The organism is Halomonas sp. DP3Y7-2 (genome assembly GCF_019800795.1).
GTDB lineage: Bacteria > Pseudomonadota > Gammaproteobacteria > Pseudomonadales > Halomonadaceae > Halomonas > Halomonas litopenaei_A.
In genome coordinates, this window is record NZ_JAHVKJ010000001.1 from 437297 (window position 1) to 456522 (window position 19226).

Below are 19226 nucleotides of genomic sequence, written 5' to 3' on the forward strand. Positions count from 1 at the left end.
TACAATCACAGGCAATTCGGTTATAGGCACAGCGCCAACAGAGGTTTCCCCATGATCGTAGTGACAGGCGGAGCCGGCTTCATCGGCTCAAATCTGGTCAAGGCATTCAATGACCGTGGACGCACAGACATCCTGGTGGTCGATGACCTGAGGGATGGCACCAAGTTCGTCAACCTGGCGGACCTGACGCTGGGCGACTACATGGACAAGGACGAGTTTCTCGCCAGGGTGCAGGCCCACATGCGCGGAGAGCTGAATCAGCTGCCGCCCATCGAGGCGATCTTCCATGAGGGCGCTTGCTCGGATACCACCGAGTGGGATGGCCGCTTCATGCTGGAAAATAACTTTACCTACTCCAAGGAGCTGCTGCATTTCTGCGAGCAGGAAGGCATTCCGTTCCTCTACGCGTCCTCGGCGGCCACCTACGGTGGAAGCGAGGTGTTCGTGGAGTCGCCGGAACACGAAAAACCGCTCAACGTCTACGGCTACTCCAAGCTGCTGTTCGACCAGTACGTACGCTCGCGTCAGGACACCCTCACGACGCAGGTAGTCGGCTTCCGCTACTTCAACGTCTACGGCCCGCGCGAACAGCACAAGGGCAAGATGTCCAGCGTGGCGTACCATCACCACACCCAGATCAGTGCCGGTGAAGACCTGCGCTTGTTTGGCGCATGGGACGGCTATGAAGCGGGCATGCAGAGCCGCGACTTCGTCTACGTCGGGGATGTGGTCGACGTCAACCTGTGGTTCCTGGACAACCCCGAGGTGTCTGGCATCTTCAACCTCGGCAGTGGCCGGGCGGAGCCATTCAAGGCCATCGGCGAGACGGTGATCGACTTCTACGGCAAGGGCAAGATCGAGTACATCGACTTTCCGGATGAACTCAAGGGACGCTATCAGAGCTACACCCGCGCCGATATTTCTCGTCTGCGCGAGGTCGGCTATGACAAGGAGTTCCATACGGTGGCACAAGGCGTGACACGCTATCTGGAGTGGCTGAATGGCTGATGCAGCCCACGCTGCTCCACTGCACCGGGCAGGGACGCGCCTGTCCGGTCAGCGTCTGTTGGTCGTTGGTCCGAGCTGGGTGGGCGATATGGTCATGGCCCAGAGCCTGTTCATGACGCTCAAGCAGCAGGGGGCTGCCAGCCTGGCGGTGGTGGCGCCGTCCTGGTCCCGGCCCATCCTCGAGCGCATGGATGAGATTGACGAAGTGGTGGAGCTGGGCGTCGGTCATGGCGTCTTTGGCCTTGCGCCGCGCCATCGTCTGGCACAGTCGCTGAAGGGCCGCTTCGACCTGGCCCTGGTGTTGCCGCGCTCGTGGAAGTCAGCGCTGGTGCCGTTTCTGGCCCGGGTGCCAAGGCGGGTGGGGTTCACCGGTGAACATCGCTACGGGCTTTTGACCGAGCGCAGGACCTTGAATCGTCGCGTTCTCGACCAGACCGTCAAGCGTTTTGTCTCGCTGGGTCTGCCGGCGGCCACTGCCACGGCGGGTGACTTTGAGATACCCAGGCCGTTACTGCGGCAGGACGCCGACAACCTGGCCCGCCTGCATCGTGAACACGGCCTTGGCGTGCGGCCGGCCATCGGCATGATGCCTGGTGCAGAGTACGGCCCCGCCAAACAGTGGCCCCTGGCCTACTTTCATCGGCTGGCCGCTGAGCTGATCACGCAAGGCTTTGAGGTCAGGGTGCTGGGTGGGCCCAAGGATCGCGCCGCAGGAGAAGAGATTGTCAGCGGCCTCGAGCACGCCCACAACCTGTGTGGTGCGACGCGCCTGGAAGATGCTGTCGACCTGCTGGGCGACTGTCGTCAGGTCGTGACCAACGACTCCGGGCTGATGCATGTGGCCGCGGCGGTAGGGACTCGCATCCAGGCCATCTATGGATCCTCGTCACCCGCGTACACGCCGCCCCTGACCAGCAATGCGCGGATTCACTACCTGGCACTGTCCTGCTCGCCCTGCTTCGAACGGCAGTGTCCGTTGGGCCACACCAACTGCCTCAAGCAGATTACCCCTGACACCCTGCTGGAAGCGATCACGGCGGATCAGCAGCTTCTCGATACACCGTCTCGTATCAACGCCTGATCGCCGTACGGGGATCGCCATCAAGGTTGGTGCGGAGCTTCCGGAGGCGCATCCGGCTGTCCGCTGGTGCGATAGGCGGGCGCAAGGCCTTCCCAGAGACGCTCCTGCAGCGCGGTTTCTTCACGCATATAGCCGTTGAGGGCTTCCAGCCCTACCTGCTCTGCCAGCGTTGGCTCGCCTGAAAACAGGGAGACGCCAAGGCCTGCTCGGTGCCAGTCGATGGTAAAACCCATGGCTTCCAGCAGCGTCGGCAGGGTATCCATGGTCGTCGCTTGGGTCGAGATACGGGCAGGTGTCAACGCGTTGCCCATCATCATCAAGGTGTTGGTCCTGGGGGTCTGGATCAGTTGGTCCCAGGCGGACACGCGCATAGTCAGGTGGTCACTGGCAATGACGACCAGGGTGTTATCCAGCAGTTGCTCGTCTTCCAGCTGCTCAAGCAGACGCCGGGTGAGCCAGCCTGAGCACTTCACCGCGTACAGGATATCGACACCGTCGTGCACACCCCGTTCGGCCTCGCACGCCTGGGACGGATAGCCCGCCGGGGCATGGGCGGACAGGTTCAGCAGCGTCATGTTCCATGGCCCCTGCTGGCGGTCCAGGCGGCGTATCTCGTCCACCGCCATCTCGTAGAGGCTATCGTCGTAGAGCCCCCAGCTGTTGAGGTATCGGCTGTCATCCAGGCGCTCCACCAGCTGTTCTCGGCCCAGTACGCGCTGGTAGGCGTGGTCGGTGTAGAACAACCCCTTGCCGGCGAACTCGGTGCTGGCTCCGCCCATGAAGGTCTGGCGGTAGCCGAGGCGTGCGAGCAAATCCCCCAGGCAGTCGACTCCAGGAACCACGTGGTGCAGGGGATCGAACTGACTGTCATGCAGCAGCCCCGCTGGCATCAGCGGCGTGCCACACTGGCTGGCAATCATGCCGGCCATGGTCCAGCCCGTATTATCGATCTGGCGTACGTTATCAAAGACGACGGCCTGGGGCTCCAGTGCCGCGAGGTCGGCGTAGGCGTCGCCAAAGCGCGCCGTGTCCGAGTAGGTGCGCTCCAGGCTTTCAAGATAGATCAGCAGCAGGTTGGGCGGGCGCTGGGGCGCCTTGAGAATGACTGGATCCACGTAGCGACGATCGAGCCAGGTCCCTGGGTCTGTGACCACCGCGGCGCCGCGCTGGCCCATGGAGTAGAACATGGGATTGCCCAGCAGCAGCACGAAGGCCAGCCAGTGGTCCCAGCGTTGCCAGCGGTAATCGGCCCGCACCAGCCAGGTATAGCCGGCAAGGATCAGCACCATGGCCAAGGTATAGATTATGGCGGCAATCGTCCGCTCGCTGCCCCCATGCTGCGAGATGCCCGCCTGGAGGTGAAAGTAGACAGCACCCATATCCACCTGTCCGAAGCTGCTGGCCAGATAGACATAGATCCCCCAGAACGCCAGTGGAACCAACGCCCAGGGGATGACCCGGATACGCAAGCGAGGCGGTGGCGGATCGCCCCAGCGCTTCCAGCCAGCCACCAGGCACCAGATGATCGCCGGTATCGGCAGGCACCAACCGGGCAGGCGCGTGACCATGACCACGGCATGACCTATGGCCAGGCCCAGCAGCAGGTGGACGGCCCAGCGCAGCCAGGGAGACGTGATAGGGAAAGGTACAGGCATGTTCGAGGCGCCCAAAGGTCAATCCATGAAGCCATTGTCGCCCGGGAGTCGCGAATCAGCAGTGCTGACCGCGGAGGTGCGAATCCTTCGCTTGACGCACTAGCGCGTCGACGTCGAGTCGTCGTTACCTGACGACCCGGTTGGACGGCTTCCCTGGCGCTCGGCTCGCTCGTTTTCGTACAGTTCGTTCAGCTTTGCATACTTCATGTACGCATGGAATGCCGTCGTGATCGCGACGGTCATACCATCCTGACCCTGCAGCAGACCTCCCTTCAGCACCAGCTTGCGCAGCATGGCGGTGAGCGCATGCAGGCTGGGGCGAAGCGCAGAGGGGGTGACACCCCGTTCCCTCATCGCCCAGGCATCCCGGGTCGACAGCTGATCGATCCGCTGCATCCAGTGTGACAGGTCACGGTAGGTGAAATGGCTCAGGTGAGCATCGACATCGACCACCGTTGGCGCCTTGACGGATGAGTGCGCCTTCTTGGGCAGATAGCCCGAGGTCGTGCGGTTGTACAACCGCGTTACCGGATCAGGATAGAAGCCCGCGGCACGTATCCAGTGTCGACCTGCGAAGTTGCGTCGACGAAAGCGATAGGCCGTCTGTGGGTCTTCCAAGGTCAGCTCGCGAATGGCGGCGACAGCGTCGTCATCGAGCCGTTCATCGGCATCCAGCGCCAGGATCCAGTCATGTCGTGCCTGGGGGACGGCAAAGGCTTTCTGCGGCCCATCACCCAGATAGGGTTGATGAATCACCTTCGCACCCGCCGCCTCGGCCAGCGCTACGGTGTCATCGTCGCTGCCGGAGTCCACCACGATGATTTCATCGCACACGGGTTGCAGCGACGCGATGGCCCCTTCGACATTGTCCTGTTCGTTGAGGGTAATGATGATGCCGGTAATCGGAGTCATGGCGACATGCCTGCTGTGGTGATGCGAAAGATGAAGCGAACGACCCGCTGACGGACAGTAGACGCGGTGTCCAGTGTGCATCAGCGTGTCAGGACTATGCGGGTGTGCACAACAAAAGTCGATGGGTGCCGTTGGTCGTGGGTTTGGCAATTCAGTTTTGGCAAATCGGGCTTGGCAAATCAGGCCTAGCGACACTGGGTTGGCAAGACACGACTCATGACGTGGCTCGCCTGTCGGCGTCGACCAGTGTCGCCGCGATGGCTGCTGCGGCCTCGTCCAGGTCTACCGCGGACATGTCGCGAGCCTGGTCCCCTGGGGGCGGGTGAAAGGCCAGCCGATGTTCAGGGGCATTGCAGGTTTGCCAGCGCAGCGGTGTCGCTGAACGGTGGGACGGATAGAAGCCTACCGTGATCACGTCGAGACAGCCCGCGATATGCAGCGGGCCGGTGGAGCCGGCAACGAAGGCGTCAGCGGCGGCGATACTGCAGGCAAAGTCAGCGAGCCCTGCGGCAGGGGGCAGACGCCGGGCGCTTAGGCCAGCGCTTTTCAGGCGGGCGACGAGAGTATTCGCTACCGCGTCTTCCCCGGGCCCAGCGGTGACGATCCAGTGGGGCTGAGTGGCGCCCTGCTGCCGCATGCGGCGATCGACGTCCTGTGCCAGCTGGGCGTAGGCGTCGGGGCTGAGGTTGACCGCTGACCCCCCGCTGCCAGGATGCAGATAGATCCAGCTCCCGGTGGAGGCAAGACCAAGTTGGCTGGCCAGCGCCAGGCGCCGTTGCTCCCTGTCTCCCTCGGGTTGAGGCCAGAAGGGTGGGCGGACGGCTTCGCCCGGCGACAGCGCCAAGGCCTCGACCATCGCCTCTGCCAATTGCTGGTTGTAGACGTATTCGGGCCGGTCAGAACGGGATCTGCGCTGAGTGATCCTGCGGTTGTAGAATAGCTGCGCCCACTTGGTCGCGGGGGCCATGCGCAGCGGAATCCCGGCACGCAACCCTAGCCAACCGATCCGCGTGGTGGAAAACAGCGTCAGCAGTGCGGTGAAGTGCCCCTGGCGCAGAGATGCGAGCAGCTGGCGCTGCTGCGCTTTCGGCGCCTCGTCGCCTGGGTCCAGGATCACTTCGTCGATCCACGGGCATAGCCTGGCGACGGGCGCCGTGTAGGATGGCACCAGCGCGGTAATATGTGGTGCCGGGCGTGCTGCCTTCAGCGTGGCCAGGGCTGGCCAGGCAAGCATGAAGTCGCCAAGCTTGTCGTTGCGCACCACCAACAGTCGAGGGGTGCTTGCGTCGGCCGTGGCCGTCGTTGATGTCATCAGGGCTCCCGAGCCCGCCATCGGAAAGGAGACCACCTTGAGTCACAAGGTCATGCATATCTGCCTGTCGGACGGCTGGGGCGGACTGGAAATGTATCCGGCGAGGATTATACCGGAGCTGGCCGCCCGTGGGTGGGAGACGCACGCTCTGGCACTGGCGGACTCACGGGTAGCGCAAAGCCTCGAAGGCGCTGGTGTCGTCCCTCTGACCGCTGCCTCGCGCACGTCCGCGCTGTTTGCCGTGGGGCGTTGGCTGGCGTATCTGCGCGAGCACGACATTCGTCTGCTGCATTGCCACAAGTCCAGCGATCTGCGACTCGCTGCACTGCTGGCGACGCTGAGGCCGAGTCTGGGCGTGATCTTTACCGACCATATGGGCGTCACGCGGCCGAAGAAGGACCTCTACCACCGCTGGGCCTACGGCAAGGTCGATCGATTGCTGTCGATCAGTGACGCGACCCGTCGTCGTAACCTCAAGGCCTTTCCACTGCCCGCCGAACGTATCCAGCGGCTGTATCTGGGGATCGATCCGGCGGCGTTGGCACCGCGCCTGGATGCGGGTGAGCGGCGCGCCCTTCGAAGTAGCCTGGGCCTGCCGGCCAAGGCGGTGACCATCGGGGTGGCGGGTCGGCTGACACCCGGCAAGGGACAGCAGGTGTTCATCGAAGCGCTGGCTCTGCTGCTGCGCGAACATCCGGCACTCGACGTGCACGGGGTCATCGTTGGCGGTCTGGCAGCAGAAGAGGGTAGCCGCGAGGAGTACGTGGCGGAGCTCCAGGCGCGAGTCGAGGAGTTGGGACTGTCATCGAGGGTGACCTTCACCGGGTTTCGACGGGATCTCGCGCGGTTATTCGAAGTGCTCGACGTGGTGTGCGTGCCGTCACGCAATGAAGCCTTCGGACTGACAGTGATCGAAGCGATGGCGGCAGGCAAGGCGGTGATCGGCTCACGCAGTGGTGCCATTCCTGAACTTATCGATAGCCACAGTGGCCGCCTGGCAGATCCCCAGGCGCCCCAGGAATGGGCATCTGCGATGGCCGAGCTGTCGGCCGACAGTGAGCTGCGAGCGCGTCTGGGCAGCGAGGCAAGGCTCAGGGTGAAACAGCATTTCCTGCTGTCACGCCACGTCGAGGGACTGATCGATGTCTACGCTGACGTCATCGACGTTTAGTGGGAGCCAGAGCCTTCCTCAGAACGGTAGCCTCGCTGGATCTCTGCCAGTGCCTGGGCGGCGGCTGTTGAGGTTGCACAGAAGCGCTCAAGGGAGCGACCCAGACGTGCCAGGTTGGCGTCCTGCCAGCGCCCGGGGCGGCGCAGGCGACAGCGATCAAGGTCGATCAGCCAGACCTGCCTTGTGGTGTCGATGAGCAGGTTACGTGCGTTGAGGTCGACATGATCCAGGCCCTGGTCGTGGCACCGCCGGATCACGCGTCCGACGTCGGCCAGCAGCTCGGCATCGACCTCGTGGCTGGCCAGTGCCTCGGCCAGAGCACGAGTCTGGGGCAGGCGCTGGGTGATCAGCGCGGCCTGATAGGTGGCCCCCTGACGTATGACGCCCCCCAGGATCGGCCGTGGCACCGGCAGCCCGGCGTCAAACAGCGCAGCGGTCAGTTCTACCTCGCGGAAGGCGCGGGTGCGTTCGATGCCGGTCCACAGGTAGTGACTGCGAGACAGGCGTGCCACCATACCGCCACGCCGATAGGGTCTCAGCACCCATTGCTGCTCGCCCAGATCGAGAAACAGACTCTGGCCTCGACCAGGCGCCTGGCCGACGACATGACCACTGTCTCGCCAGTATTCCGGGTCCAGCAAGGACGCTCCGATTTGTGGCGTTAGACCAGCGTCACATAAACTAGTGGCATCGTATAAAATGCCCACCTTTCCTGATTGATACGTTGCCAACCGCATGAAGCATCCTCTGCCCGCTCGTCCAGCCCACATCGGCGTGCTGCGTCTCTCCGCCCTGGGAGATGTCTGCAACCTGGTGCCCACGGTTCGAGCCCTGCAGCGCCAATGGCCCGAAGCGCGGATCACCTGGATCATCGGCAAGGGCGAACACAGTCTACTGACGGGCTTGTCAGGGGTCGAGTTCATCGTCTACGACAAGTCCACTGGCCTCAAGGGCATGCGCGCGCTGTGGCGAGAACTGGCCGATACCCGGTTTGATGTGCTGCTGCACATGCAGCAAGCGCTGCGGGCCAGTGTGCTGTCACTGGGACTCAGGGCCGATGTTCGGGTGGGTTTTGATCCGGCTCGCGCCAAGGATCGTCAGTACTGGTTTACCCATCGTCAGCTGGCCCCGCGTGATCGTGCTCACGTCCTCGAGTCCTTCATGGACTTTGCTCGCTTGATGGGCGTCGAGGATGACAGCCTGGAGTGGCGCCTGCCGATACCCGAGGCGGCTTACCAGGAAGCCCGTGAGCTGACCGGGGAGGCGGGCTACGTGTTGATCAGCCCCTGTGCAAACCCGCGTCTGCGCAATTTCCGCAACTGGTCGGCAGAAGGCTACGCCGCCGTGGTCGAGCATGCCTGGACCCAATATGGCCTGAAGACCGTCATGACCGGTGGTGGCAGCACCCAGGAAAGAGAGATGGGCTCGCGCATCCAGGGCCTGTGCCAGAGTGATGCGGTGATCGACGCCATCGGTGGCACGTCGCTCAAGGGCCTGCTGGCGCTGATCGATCGGGCCCGTGCGGTCATCGCTCCGGATTCAGGACCCGTGCATATGGCCAATGCCCTGAACACACCGGTGGTGGGCCTGTTTGCGACGACCAATCCGGATCGTGCCGCCCCATACCTGTGGCGAGACTATGTGGTCAATCGCTACCCCGACGCCGTGCGCCAGTTTCTGCACGAGGACGCTGACACTATCACCTGGGGGCAGCGGGTGCGTCACCCGGACGCGATGTCCCTGATCAGCGCTGACGACGTCATTGCGCAGTTAGACCGACTGCTGGCCGATACTGCCGCCTCTTCCCGCTCCGACCTCGATAGGGAGTCCCCCGATGAAGCTTGATTTGACCGCGCTTGAGCGCTCCCGCGTACTGGTGGTGGGCGACGTCATGCTGGACCGCTACTGGCATGGGGGAACCTCGCGGATCTCGCCCGAGGCGCCGGTGCCGGTGGTGCGGGTGGAAGAGTGCGAAGATCGTCCCGGGGGCGCCGCCAACGTCGCGCTGAACATTGCCTCGCTGGGCGCTCATGCGGCGCTGGCTGGGTTGGTCGGGGACGATGACAATGCCGACCGCCTGACGACTCGCCTGGAGGAGGTGGGAGTAAGTACTCACTTCCACCGTACTCCTGGTGTACCCACGATTACCAAGCTTAGGGTAATGAGCCGCAACCAGCAGCTGATCCGCCTGGATTTCGAGGACGGGCTCGACAAGATCGATACCAGCGAACTGGCCCCGCGACTGGTAGAGGCCACCGACAGTTTCGACCTGGTGATCCTGTCCGACTATGGCAAGGGCACCCTGGCCAATGTCGAAGCGGTCATTCCCGAGATGCGCCGTGCCGGCAAGCGCGTGCTGGTGGATCCCAAGGGCAGCGATTTTCGCCGCTACCGCGGTGCCAGCGTGATTACCCCCAATCTGGCCGAGTTCGAGGCGGTGGTCGGGCCTTGCCCGAGCGATGACATCCTGGCCAGCAAGGGAGAAGCGCTGCGCCAGGAGCTGGACCTGGAAGCGCTGCTGATCACCCGCAGCGAAAAGGGCATGACGCTGATTCGCGAAGGGCAGGATCCCTTGCACCTGCCGACCCGAGCACGTGAGGTCTACGATGTGACCGGCGCCGGCGATACCGTGATTGCCGTGCTTGGGCTGGCTCTTGCCGCCGGGCATGGCTTTGCCGAGGCCATGACCTTGTCCAACCTGGCGGCGGGCCTGGTGGTGGCCAAGCCCGGCACCGCGACCCTGTCGATTGCCGAGCTTTATACCGCTCTGCATGGCGATAAGTTGGCCGAATTCGGCGTCATCGAAGAATGTCCGCTGGTGCTTGCGGTGCGCGCAGCTCAGGCGCGCGGTGAACGGGTCGTCATGACCAACGGCTGCTTCGACATTCTGCACGCAGGCCATGTGGCCTACCTGGAGCACGCTCGACAGCTGGGTGATCGCCTGATCGTGGCGGTCAACGATGACGAGTCTATCCGTCGGCTCAAGGGACCCAAGCGACCGATCAACCCGCTTCACCGTCGGATGCAAGTGCTGGCGGGCCTGGGGGCCGTCGACTGGGTGGTGCCCTTCGCCGAAGAGACTCCGGCACGGCTGATCGAAGCCGTGCTGCCGGATGTACTGGTCAAGGGTGGTGACTATCGGCCCGAGGACATCGCGGGCGGCGAGGCGGTCCGCGCTGCCGGTGGCGAGGTCAAGGTGCTGGGCTTTGAGGACGGTGTCTCCACCACCGCCATGATATCGACCATCCTCGACCGCGAGGGCTGAGCATGCGCTGGCCGCGGCTTGCCTATTCAGGCGCGCTTTGCCTGCTCTCGCCGGTGATCTGGCGACGAGTGTGGCGGGAACAATTGGTGGGACGACCTCGAGCAGAGCGCCTTGGCTGTTTGCTGCCCTTCGCCGATGAGCGTCCAAGGCTCTGGCTCCATTGCGCATCGGTAGGAGAGGTCGTCGCCGCCCGCCCGCTGATTCGAGCGCTGCGCTTGCGGCACCCTGATCATCGGCTGGTGGTCAGCACCATGACCGCCACCGGCGCCGAGCGCGTGGCCTCGTTGGCCGAGGACGTGCCTGAGGCGGAGGCTGCGGCCCCCTTGAGCCACGTTTTCGTGGCGCTGGACTTTCCTGGCGCGGCGCGCCGTTTCGTCCAGCGCCTGGCACCGCAGCAGGCCATCTTCTTCGAGACCGAGCTGTGGCCTAACCTGCTCAACGCCTGTGTCCAGCAGAGCATTCCCGTTGCGGTGGTCAATGGACGACTGTCGCCACGCGCCTTTCGCGGCTATCGCCGGCTGCGCCCGCTGATGGCCCAGGCGCTGTCCTGTGTCGATTGGCTGGCGGCCAAGTCCAGAGACGACGCTGAGCGCTTCATCGCGCTAGGCATGGCGCCCCAGAATATTCAGGTCGTCGGCTCGATGAAGTTCGACATGACGGTGGATCCCGCCTCTCAGGTGGTGAGTGAGCGCTTGCACGCAGCCATTGGTCATCGCCCGGTCTGGGTCGCAGGATCGACCCATCCGGGTGAAGACGAGCAGTTGCTGGAGGTGCATCGACGGCTGCTGGAGCGCTTCCCGGATGCGTTGCTGGTGCTGGTACCGAGGCATCCGCAGCGCTTTGATGACGTCGCCGAACTGTGCCGTGAGGCCGGTTTCGACATCGTCCGCCGTTCCCGCGGACGTGTGCCCAGCGCTCGGGTCCATGTGTATCTCGGTGACAGCATGGGCGAGCTGCAGGCCCTCTACGGGTGTGCCGACCTTGCGTTTGTGGGGGGCAGCCTCGTACCGATCGGAGGACACAACCTGCTGGAGCCCGCCATGATGGGGGTGCCGGTGGTTACCGGACCTCACCTGGAGAACTTCGCGGACGTCGCCCAGGCGTTGCGAGATGCCGCAGCGCTGGTCGAGGTTGCCGATGCCGAGGAACTGAGTGAGCGAGTGGCGGCGTTACTGGAAGATGGTGAACAGCGTCAGCGGCTCAGTGAGGCTGGGCAGCACGTGCTTGATACCCATCGAGGTGCGTTGGACGCGACCCTCGATGGGCTGGATGCGCTTATCGATGCACGATGCAGTGAGCGCGCACGGGAGCTTACGCCGGCAGTTGACGACTGACGCCTTCAGCACTGCCGAGCAGCAGCACGTCGGCGGGACGAGCCGCAAACAGCCCATTGGTGACAACGCCGACGATGGCATTGATCTGGCGCTCGAGGGCGACGGCATCGTCGATCTCGAGACCATAGCAATCGATGATCTGGTTGCCGTTGTCAGTCACCACGCCCTCGCGGTAGACCGGGTCCGCACCCAGCTTGACCATTTCACGCGCCACGTAGGACCTGGCCATCGGGATCACCTCGATCGGCAGCGGGAAGTCGCCAAGTCGTGCCACTCGCTTGGACGCATCGGCGATACAGATGAAGGTGGTCGAACAGGCGGCCACGATCTTCTCGCGGGTCAGTGCGGCACCCCCGCCCTTGATCATATGCAAGTGAGCATTCACTTCGTCTGCGCCGTCCACATAGACTGGGAGTGTGCCAACTTCGTTCAGTTCATACAGATCGATGCCATGGTCCTTCAAGCGCTTGGCGCTGGCCTCGCTACTGGCGACGGCACCGCGGAAGTCGCCGCGCAGCGCTGCGAGTCGATCGATGAAGAAGTTCGCGGTCGAGCCGGTGCCGACGCCGATCACGATGTCTTTGCCAAGCATCGGGCGCACTTCATCGATGGCGGCTGCCGCGACAGCGTCCTTGAGTTCGTCCTGGGTCATGAGATACCTGCGCAGGGGTCTTCAAAATGGGTGGGCGGCGATCATTATAGGGTAAACGTGCACAGACAGCAGCCGAGGCGACTGGCGCTGGACGCCAGGTGCAGCGCGATGCTAACAATAGGGGCTTTGCTTGCCCCCTCACGCTGGATACCAGAATGCTCGAAGCTACCGTCAAGAAGATCCTCCAGGCCCGGGTTTATGAAGCGGCCCGTGAAACGCCGATTTCCCCGGCTCCCATGCTGTCTCGACGGTTCAACAACCAGATTCTGATCAAGCGTGAAGATCTGCAGCCGGTGCACTCGTTCAAGATTCGCGGCGCCTATAACCGTATGGCCCACCTCAGCGACGAGCAGAAGGCCAAGGGCGTGATCGCGGCCTCTGCGGGAAATCACGCTCAGGGACTGGCGCTTGCCGCCAAGTTGATGGGCGTCAAGGCGGTGATCGTAATGCCGCGCATCACCCCTGAAATCAAGGTCGCCGCCGTGCGAGGCTGGGGCGCCAAGGTCATCCTCAAGGGCGATGCCTTCGCCGCTGCTGCAGAGCATGCTCACGAGTTGGTGGAGCAGCACGGCTATACCTACATCCCGCCGTTTGACGACATCGACGTGGTCGCCGGTCAGGGGACCGTCGCCATGGAGATTCTGCGCCAGCATAGCGGCCCCATTGACGCCGTCTTCATTCCGGTGGGCGGCGGCGGATTGATCGCCGGCATGGCGGCCTACATCAAGTACCTGCGCCCTGAGATCAAGGTCATCGGGGTCGAGTCCGAGGACAGTGCCTGTCTCAAGGCTGCCCTTGAGGCGGGTGAACGGGTGGTGCTGGACCAGGTGGGGGTATTCGCCGAGGGCGTCGCCGTAGCGCAGATCGGCAAGGTGCCTTTTTCACTGATGCGTGACCTGGTCGATGACGTGATTACCGTCAACACCGATGAGATGTGTGCGGCGGTCAAGGATATCTTCGAGGATACCCGTGCCGTGTCAGAGACCTCGGGGGCGCTGTCGCTGGCCGGACTGAAGAAGTATATCCAGGAGAGCGGCGCCCAGGATCAGACGCTGGTATGCATCAACTCTGGCGCCAACACCAACTTTGACCGCCTACAGCATATTGCCGAACGGACCGAGCTGGGTGAGCAGCGTGAGGCGATCCTGGCGGTGACGATTCCTGAGCGCCCAGGCAGCTTCAAGAAGTTCTGCCGTACCATCGGCAAGCGTATGGTGACCGAATTCAATTATCGCTACGCTGATGCCGATCAGGCCCATATCTTTGTCGGTGTGCAGGTCAAGCCCGGTGGCGAAGATCGCCAGGCGTTGATCGGCCGTCTGTTCGAGGCGGGTTATCCGGTCGAGGACCTCACCGACAACGAGCTGGCGAAGTTGCATATTCGCCATCTTGGCGGAGGTCGACCCCGCACCGAGTTTGTTGAAGAAGCCTATCGCTTCGAGTTCCCCGAACGTCCCGGGGCGCTGATGAATTTCCTGACCCACCTCCCCCAGGACTGGAACATTTCGCTGTTCCACTATCGCAATCATGGCGCGGCCTATGGTCGAGTGCTGGTCGGTATGCAGATTCCCAATGGCGATCGCAGTCATGTGGAAGAGCATTTCGATGCCATTGGCTATCGCTATTGGAAGGAAAGCGACAATCCCGCCTACCAACTGTTCATGGCATAGCGTTGGGGCATGGCTTCTTGGCATCGCTTCAGGGCATCGCCAAGAGCCCCGAGTACAGCACTGTATCGGCCCTGTCAGCGCCACCGACACGGAATGAGTAACGGTGGCCAGCAGGGCCTTGTCGAAGGGGAATGCCGTCATCCGCGCATGTCATGACGGAGGACAGTGAATAGCGTGCCAAGACATCTTGGCAGTTGGGATCAAGCGGCGTATCCTGCGCGCGAGCGCTGACTTACTTGCTGGGCCAGAGCTGGTCTGTAGACGTGCGTCATGCCACTAGAGTGGTAATTGCCATGCATAAGTGCCCAGCCTATAGTCTGAGCTTGGGAAGCGCTGAATAAATCAGCCGAGCGGAATGAGGCGCAAGGCGCCCGCAGCGCAGAACCCGGAGCCTATGCGGTATAGGTGAGGAGTTCGAGCAGCGCGCAACGCGGCGAATCGTCTGCACAGGCATTTATGCAGTGTTTCCTTAGTTGCTTCGACCTATAACATCAAGACAATACGGCAGGCGGCCGTATATACGGAGTCAGGAATGAGACGCAAGCCCGATCTGATCATGTCACTGGTGCTGGTTTTCGGTCTGGGAGTCGTCGCCACCGGCTATGCCCAGGCGCTGGTCGGCGGCTGAAACCGACCAGAGGGAGAGATCTCCCGCGCCATTGAGCACGACATCGGCAGATATCGCGATCCGGCCGCCCACCATGGGCGGCCGGATGCGTTTCAGGCCCTGAGCCGCGGCTGTTTCAGTGCGCAGGACGAATGACGCCTGCATCGCTGACGATGGCATCCAGGGGGACATCCCAGGAGGCGATCGGTAGGTGGTCCACTCGCTGTACATCATGGGCGAGCCCAATCAGGCGAGGCCTGGGGCCGCCGTTGTATTGCGCAGGATGGGCAAAGGCCAGGGTGCGGTCGTAGAAGCCCCCTCCCATGCCCATGCGCTGCCCTGCCGAGTCAAAGCCGACCAGAGGCAGCAGGATGGCATCGAGAGCCCAGGCAGGCATACGGTGTGACGGATGCGCCCCGAAACGGCTGTCCGGCTCGGATATGCCGAAGCGATTGGTCACCATGGGGGTGCGGGCGTCGTAGCGAACGAACCACAGGCAGTTGGCCGCCAAGGGGCGCAGTACCGGGAGATAGGCCTGGGCACGGCGGCGATGCAGCCAGCGAATGAGGGGCCGAGGATCGATTTCCCCGTCGTTGGGCAGGTAGAGCGCCACGTGTCGAGCGGTCAACAGCTCCGGCAGGCGACGCAGTGTCGCGACCAATGCCAGGCTCGCCGTCTGTTGCTGCTGCTGACTCAAGTCGCGGCGTCGGCGACGCAGCTCGCGTCGCAGCTCGGTGCGTGACAAGTGCCCGAGCGCTGTCTGAGCTTCGTGGTTGGAGCACAGATTCATCGTTCAAGGTTCCCCAGAATGCCGCTGTCGTTCTGGCCCTTGAACCCATAGGTTCAAGGTGGGTGGCCGCAGCCGAGCCGTCAGGCTTTCCGTCGCACGGACATGCACACGGGCCCGGCTAGCTATTGGCCCCCTGGGTACTGCTCATAGGCTCGAGGGACTATAACGACTGGCGCACACCCCAGGGAACAGCTACATGCTAACAGACAGCGAGGCTGCTCCAAAGCGAAGATGCCAATGAGGGACAAGCGCCCAGTGCAAACCGTCGCTGGCGGGTGTGGTCCTTTAGTGTGTCTGAGTCACGTGCGTCGTGGCGTCTCAGTCACGTGATTCGCGGGCTGGGGCGGTGGCCAAGGCCTGCTCCAGTCGGGTGTTCAGCTCACTGAGACTGGCCTCACTGGCGCGCTTCTCGTCACGCAAGCCAAGTAGCTCATGGGCCAGGTTGAGTGCCGCCATGATCGCGATCTTCTCGCGATCCACCATCTTGCCGCGTGCGTGAATACCCTGCATAGCCTGGTCCAGGTAGCGCGCAGCGCGCTCAAGGCCCTCTTGCTCCTCTGGGGCGCAGGCAATGGTATAGGGGCGCTCCAGCAGCGTAATGTCGGTGGTATGCCGCGTGGTATCTGTCATGGGCCTGGCTCCGGAAGGGCCTCGGTCAACGCAGCGCCGAAGGGGCAGAATGCGTTACCATCAGGGGTATCGATTGCGAGTCACTATAAGAGAGCCGTCAGCGGGGGGTCAACGCGAGGCATCATGACCGCGGGACCTTCGTCGATAGCGTGGGGGTGCCAGGCGTTGCTGCGGTCCTCCCAGTCCCCTCCCCGATGCCGTCTCTTTCAGCGGAAATTGCTATGTCACTGATTAACGAACGCCAGGATTTTTCCACCATTGCCGATACCTTCCTGCTGCACGGCAGCATGCAGTCGCCGGCCTTTCTGGATGGCCGTCTGTGTGCCGAGCTGGGGCTCCACGATCTGACGGCGGAAGGCTGGTTGCAGCAGGTCTGTTTAACCCTGGGGGTCGACCAGCCCAAGGATGAAGCCAGCGCTGAACGTCTGCTGGGTTGGCGCCGCCAGACCCTGGATGCGCTGTCAGGCAGCGAGCTGAATTTTGAGCCGCTGCTGCCTGACGAGCTGTTTTCCCTGGCCGAGCGCGCGCAGGGCCTGAAGGAGTGGACGCTCGGTTTTCTTGAGGTCGTTGAGGATGCCGGTGAAGAGCCGCGCAAGGCATGGTCGGCGGCGCTGGCGGAAGCCATCGACGACCTGGCAGGCCTGGCGGCCATCGACACCGATATCGATGACAGCGCGGAAAACGAAAACGACCTGTTCGCCTTGACCGAGCATGCGCGCATGGCGGCGATGTTGCTCTATACCGAACAGCATCCGGGCACGCCGCAAGTGGAAAAGGTCGACGAAGAGCCGCCGACCACCCATTGAGGCGCGCTCCCAGGTGGCGTTCTACCGCTGCCTGGGCACGCCCTGCCACGGACCAGGTGTCAGCGGGTGTCGCCTGCACCGTCCGTTTCCCCCCTCGCCGCGGCCTTTGCCCTGAGCGCCCAAGCGATAGCCGCGGCGGCCAGATCTCTCCGCTCTCCCCTTGCTCGTTGTCGTTGCCGTTGTCTTTACGTCGCCTTGCTCGTCCGCTCCCTGGTTGAGCGCCTTGCCCTGCTGCGCTCTTACCTGGTCATGCCCTCTGCCGTCCAGTGAGCCCCTTCTCGATACGCAACCTTCACTCTGACGCAGAGCCTGCTATGCTGCGTATTGCTGGTTATTTTGTTGTGATCGTGGTGCTAACGGTATCGAAAATAGAGAAAACCGCCGACAGCTTGGATCTCGTGTCCTAGCGCGCCCGCGTGACATACGACGTCGTCAGCGGTCGCTCTCTGCTGCTGTCGACAGCACCGAGACGCCACTGGTCGATGCTGTCACTGTCGCCATTTGCTGGTGTGACGGTCAGGCAATGCTGCTGTTTATTGCTGGCAGCCAACGTAGAGGGTCACGTCAGGTGGCCAAGGCAGTTGATCGAGATCGACCGGAAAGGACGCTGAGGGCGCTTGGCCGGCAAGGTGACCCGGCAGGACCTTGTGTCCGGCAGGAGGACTCAGCGATGCCAGGAGCGATTTTTTGGCTACTTGCTGCTGGCTTTATTGTTACACAATGTGGTTATTTTCTGATCGCCTCATCATGTTCAGAAAGCTTGTTACGTAAAATATTTACAGGATTACAGTATGACCGAAGGTCGTCCCCAGGATCAGGCGGCACCACAGGCGGTAGCGGCTGCCGATGCGCAAGACAATGCCCAGGCTGGTGCGGATACCGGAGGTGATGCCCCCGGCCAAATGGCGAGCGCCAGTGCGCCTTTGGGGGTGGCACGCGAGGAGGCGTCGGCCGGCGTTGAGCAGGTTGATGTCGCGATTATTGGTGGCGGACTGGTCGGCGCCAGCCTGGGCGTCGCACTGTCGCGGTTGATCCACGATCGTGGCTTGCGGGTAGCTGTCATCGAAGCCTCGCCAATGGCCGCTGCGACGGCCCCAGCCAGTGACTGGCAGCCCAGCTTCGATGCCCGGGCAAGCGCTATCGCGGCAGGGACCGCTGCGCACTTCGAGACCTTGGGTGTGTGGTCGGCCATGGCCCCCCAGGCGAGCCCCATCTCATTGATTCATGTCAGTGAGAAAGGGCGATTGGGGGCGACACGGCTGCGTGCGCAGGAAATGGGCGTCGATGCCTTGGGCTATGTGATCCCTAATGCGTGGATGGGGCAGGTGTTGCATCACCGCCTCGCTGAGCTGCCGTTGGACTGGCACTGTCCCGCAACGGTCGAGCACATCTCTGCCTGTGCTGGCGGACACCGACTGGTGCTGTCATCAGGTCGTACCTTGCAGGCAGGCCTTACGGTCATGGCTGACGGCGGTCGATCAGGCTTGAAAGAGGCGCTGGGCATCGAAAGTGATGCCACCCCCTACGAGCAGGTTGCGCTGATCGCCAATGTGGCGGTATCCCGGCCCCATGGAGGCGTCGCCTATGAGCGCTTCACCCGCGAAGGGCCGATGGCGCTGCTGCCTTTGCCCGGGCAGTCGATGGAGCTGGTGTGGACCCATGCCAGGGAAAGCGAGCAGCGTCGTCTGGCGCTGTCTGACCGGGGTTTTCTCGACGAGCTGCAGCGGGCTTTCGGCGACCGCGCTGGTGCCTTCGTCAAGGTGGGCAAGCGACACGTCTACCCGCTGTCACTGGTGACCGCACGTGAGACGACTCGGCCTGGCCTGGCGGTGATGGGAAATGCCGCCCATGCCCTCCACCCGGTCGCGGGGCAGGGCTTCAATCTCGCCCTGCGAGGCGTGATGGACCTGGTCGAGGCGATTGACCAAGGGCTGGAAGATGGCCATGCCCCGGGAAGCAGTGACACCTTGTCGGCCTTCGAACGGAGGCGCCAGGCGGACCAGCGTAATGTGGTGCGCTTCAGTGACGGACTGATCCGACTGTTTGGCATCGACCAGCCGCTGCTGTCCCATGCTCGTGCAGCGGGCCTGATCGGGCTCAACCTGAGTGGCCCGCTGCGCGGGACCTTGACCAGGCGAGCGATGGGGATAGAGCGTTAGGGCAACACGGGATAACTGCCTGCGCCAATGATTCGCTGCGCTGCGGGTGCCTAGCGGCGCTCGGCTGATGTATTTGGCGCTCCCTCAGGGAAGCGCGGCATCTCCATCAGGAGGATGAGACAGCAAGGCGGCGAGCGAAGCCAGGGGCATGGCGGTACACTGTGCCTGCCAGCG

Annotated in this window: 16 protein-coding genes and 1 other RNA gene; 9 read left to right on the plus strand and 8 right to left on the minus strand. The window is 63.1% G+C overall.

The features are described 5' to 3' along the window. Nucleotides 1–51: 51 nt before the first annotated feature. Together rfaD and waaF are read left to right on the plus strand one after the other, a co-directional pair. On the plus strand, nucleotides 52–1008 hold the full coding sequence (gene rfaD / locus KUV45_RS01875) for an ADP-glyceromanno-heptose 6-epimerase (RefSeq protein WP_206942106.1): 957 nt from the start codon (nucleotides 52–54) through the stop codon (nucleotides 1006–1008). Next, nucleotides 1001–2089, plus strand: a complete 1089-nt coding sequence (waaF, locus tag KUV45_RS01880) for a lipopolysaccharide heptosyltransferase II (protein ID WP_206942107.1) — start codon at nucleotides 1001–1003, stop codon at nucleotides 2087–2089. The genes rfaD and waaF overlap by 8 nt, the downstream gene beginning before the upstream one ends. A gap of 20 nt (nucleotides 2090–2109) precedes the next feature. On the opposite strand, the gene KUV45_RS01885 is transcribed toward waaF, so the two are convergent. The 3 genes from KUV45_RS01885 to KUV45_RS01895 all read right to left on the minus strand — a co-directional run bounded on the left by KUV45_RS01885 (nucleotide 2110) and on the right by KUV45_RS01895 (nucleotide 5968). Further along, complete coding sequence (locus KUV45_RS01885) at nucleotides 2110–3744, minus strand: sulfatase-like hydrolase/transferase (protein ID WP_222162263.1); 1635 nt, start codon at nucleotides 3742–3744, stop codon at nucleotides 2110–2112. A 99-nt stretch (nucleotides 3745–3843) separates the two neighbouring features. Beyond that, nucleotides 3844–4656, minus strand: coding sequence for a glycosyltransferase family 2 protein (locus tag KUV45_RS01890; protein WP_222162262.1), 813 nt, complete (start codon nucleotides 4654–4656; stop codon nucleotides 3844–3846). Nucleotides 4657–4870: 214 nt separating this feature from the next. Beyond that, nucleotides 4871–5968: a glycosyltransferase family 9 protein gene (locus KUV45_RS01895; RefSeq protein WP_222162261.1), complete on the minus strand. Its 1098-nt coding sequence runs from the start codon at nucleotides 5966–5968 to the stop codon at nucleotides 4871–4873. Nucleotides 5969–6005: 37 nt separating this feature from the next. Here KUV45_RS01895 and KUV45_RS01900 point away from each other — a divergent pair, with 37 nt between their 5' ends. Continuing rightward, nucleotides 6006–7139, plus strand: coding sequence for a glycosyltransferase family 4 protein (locus KUV45_RS01900; protein ID WP_224851918.1), 1134 nt, complete (start codon nucleotides 6006–6008; stop codon nucleotides 7137–7139). Here the strand turns inward: KUV45_RS01900 and KUV45_RS01905 are convergent. Next, nucleotides 7136–7780 carry a 3-deoxy-D-manno-octulosonic acid kinase gene (locus KUV45_RS01905; RefSeq protein ID WP_308126689.1) on the minus strand — a complete coding sequence of 215 codons (645 nt, stop codon included), beginning with the start codon at nucleotides 7778–7780 and terminating at the stop codon, nucleotides 7136–7138. The two genes, KUV45_RS01900 and KUV45_RS01905, sit on opposite strands and share 4 nt — an antisense overlap. Nucleotides 7781–7874: 94 nt before the next feature. Here KUV45_RS01905 and KUV45_RS01910 point away from each other — a divergent pair, with 94 nt between their 5' ends. The 3 genes from KUV45_RS01910 to waaA are packed head-to-tail and all read left to right on the plus strand — an operon-like array spanning nucleotide 7875 to nucleotide 11738. Beyond that, nucleotides 7875–8984, plus strand: a complete 1110-nt coding sequence (locus KUV45_RS01910) for a glycosyltransferase family 9 protein (protein WP_222162259.1) — start codon at nucleotides 7875–7877, stop codon at nucleotides 8982–8984. Then, nucleotides 8974–10404 carry a bifunctional D-glycero-beta-D-manno-heptose-7-phosphate kinase/D-glycero-beta-D-manno-heptose 1-phosphate adenylyltransferase HldE gene (gene hldE / locus KUV45_RS01915; protein ID WP_206942119.1) on the plus strand — a complete coding sequence of 477 codons (1431 nt, stop codon included), beginning with the start codon at nucleotides 8974–8976 and terminating at the stop codon, nucleotides 10402–10404. Before KUV45_RS01910 ends, hldE begins: the two co-directional genes overlap by 11 nt. A gap of 2 nt (nucleotides 10405–10406) precedes the next feature. Continuing rightward, nucleotides 10407–11738: a lipid IV(A) 3-deoxy-D-manno-octulosonic acid transferase gene (waaA, locus tag KUV45_RS01920; protein WP_222162258.1), complete on the plus strand. Its 1332-nt coding sequence runs from the start codon at nucleotides 10407–10409 to the stop codon at nucleotides 11736–11738. Here the strand turns inward: waaA and rpiA are convergent. Further along, a complete protein-coding gene (gene rpiA, locus KUV45_RS01925; RefSeq protein ID WP_222162257.1) occupies nucleotides 11716–12390 on the minus strand; it encodes a ribose-5-phosphate isomerase RpiA in 675 nt (224 codons plus the stop codon). The genes waaA and rpiA overlap by 23 nt on opposite strands. A gap of 155 nt (nucleotides 12391–12545) precedes the next feature. On the opposite strand from rpiA, the gene ilvA reads away from it, so the two are divergent. Then, a complete protein-coding gene (gene ilvA, locus KUV45_RS01930; protein ID WP_222162256.1) occupies nucleotides 12546–14060 on the plus strand; it encodes a threonine ammonia-lyase, biosynthetic in 1515 nt (504 codons plus the stop codon). Nucleotides 14061–14803: 743 nt separating this feature from the next. On the opposite strand, the gene KUV45_RS01935 is transcribed toward ilvA, so the two are convergent. From KUV45_RS01935 to KUV45_RS01945, 3 genes are all read right to left on the minus strand, one after another. Further along, nucleotides 14804–15457: a 5-formyltetrahydrofolate cyclo-ligase gene (locus KUV45_RS01935; RefSeq protein ID WP_222162255.1), complete on the minus strand. Its 654-nt coding sequence runs from the start codon at nucleotides 15455–15457 to the stop codon at nucleotides 14804–14806. A 6-nt stretch (nucleotides 15458–15463) separates the two neighbouring features. Next, nucleotides 15464–15648, minus strand: a non-coding RNA gene (gene ssrS, locus KUV45_RS01940) — 6S RNA. Nucleotides 15649–15775: 127 nt separating this feature from the next. Continuing rightward, a complete protein-coding gene (locus KUV45_RS01945; RefSeq protein WP_206942127.1) occupies nucleotides 15776–16087 on the minus strand; it encodes a cell division protein ZapA in 312 nt (103 codons plus the stop codon). A gap of 221 nt (nucleotides 16088–16308) precedes the next feature. On the opposite strand from KUV45_RS01945, the gene KUV45_RS01950 reads away from it, so the two are divergent. Next, on the plus strand, nucleotides 16309–16893 hold the full coding sequence (locus KUV45_RS01950) for a UPF0149 family protein (protein ID WP_222162254.1): 585 nt from the start codon (nucleotides 16309–16311) through the stop codon (nucleotides 16891–16893). A gap of 902 nt (nucleotides 16894–17795) precedes the next feature. Next, complete coding sequence (gene ubiH / locus KUV45_RS01955) at nucleotides 17796–19052, plus strand: 2-octaprenyl-6-methoxyphenyl hydroxylase (RefSeq protein ID WP_222162511.1); 1257 nt, start codon at nucleotides 17796–17798, stop codon at nucleotides 19050–19052. Nucleotides 19053–19226 lie beyond the last annotated feature (174 nt).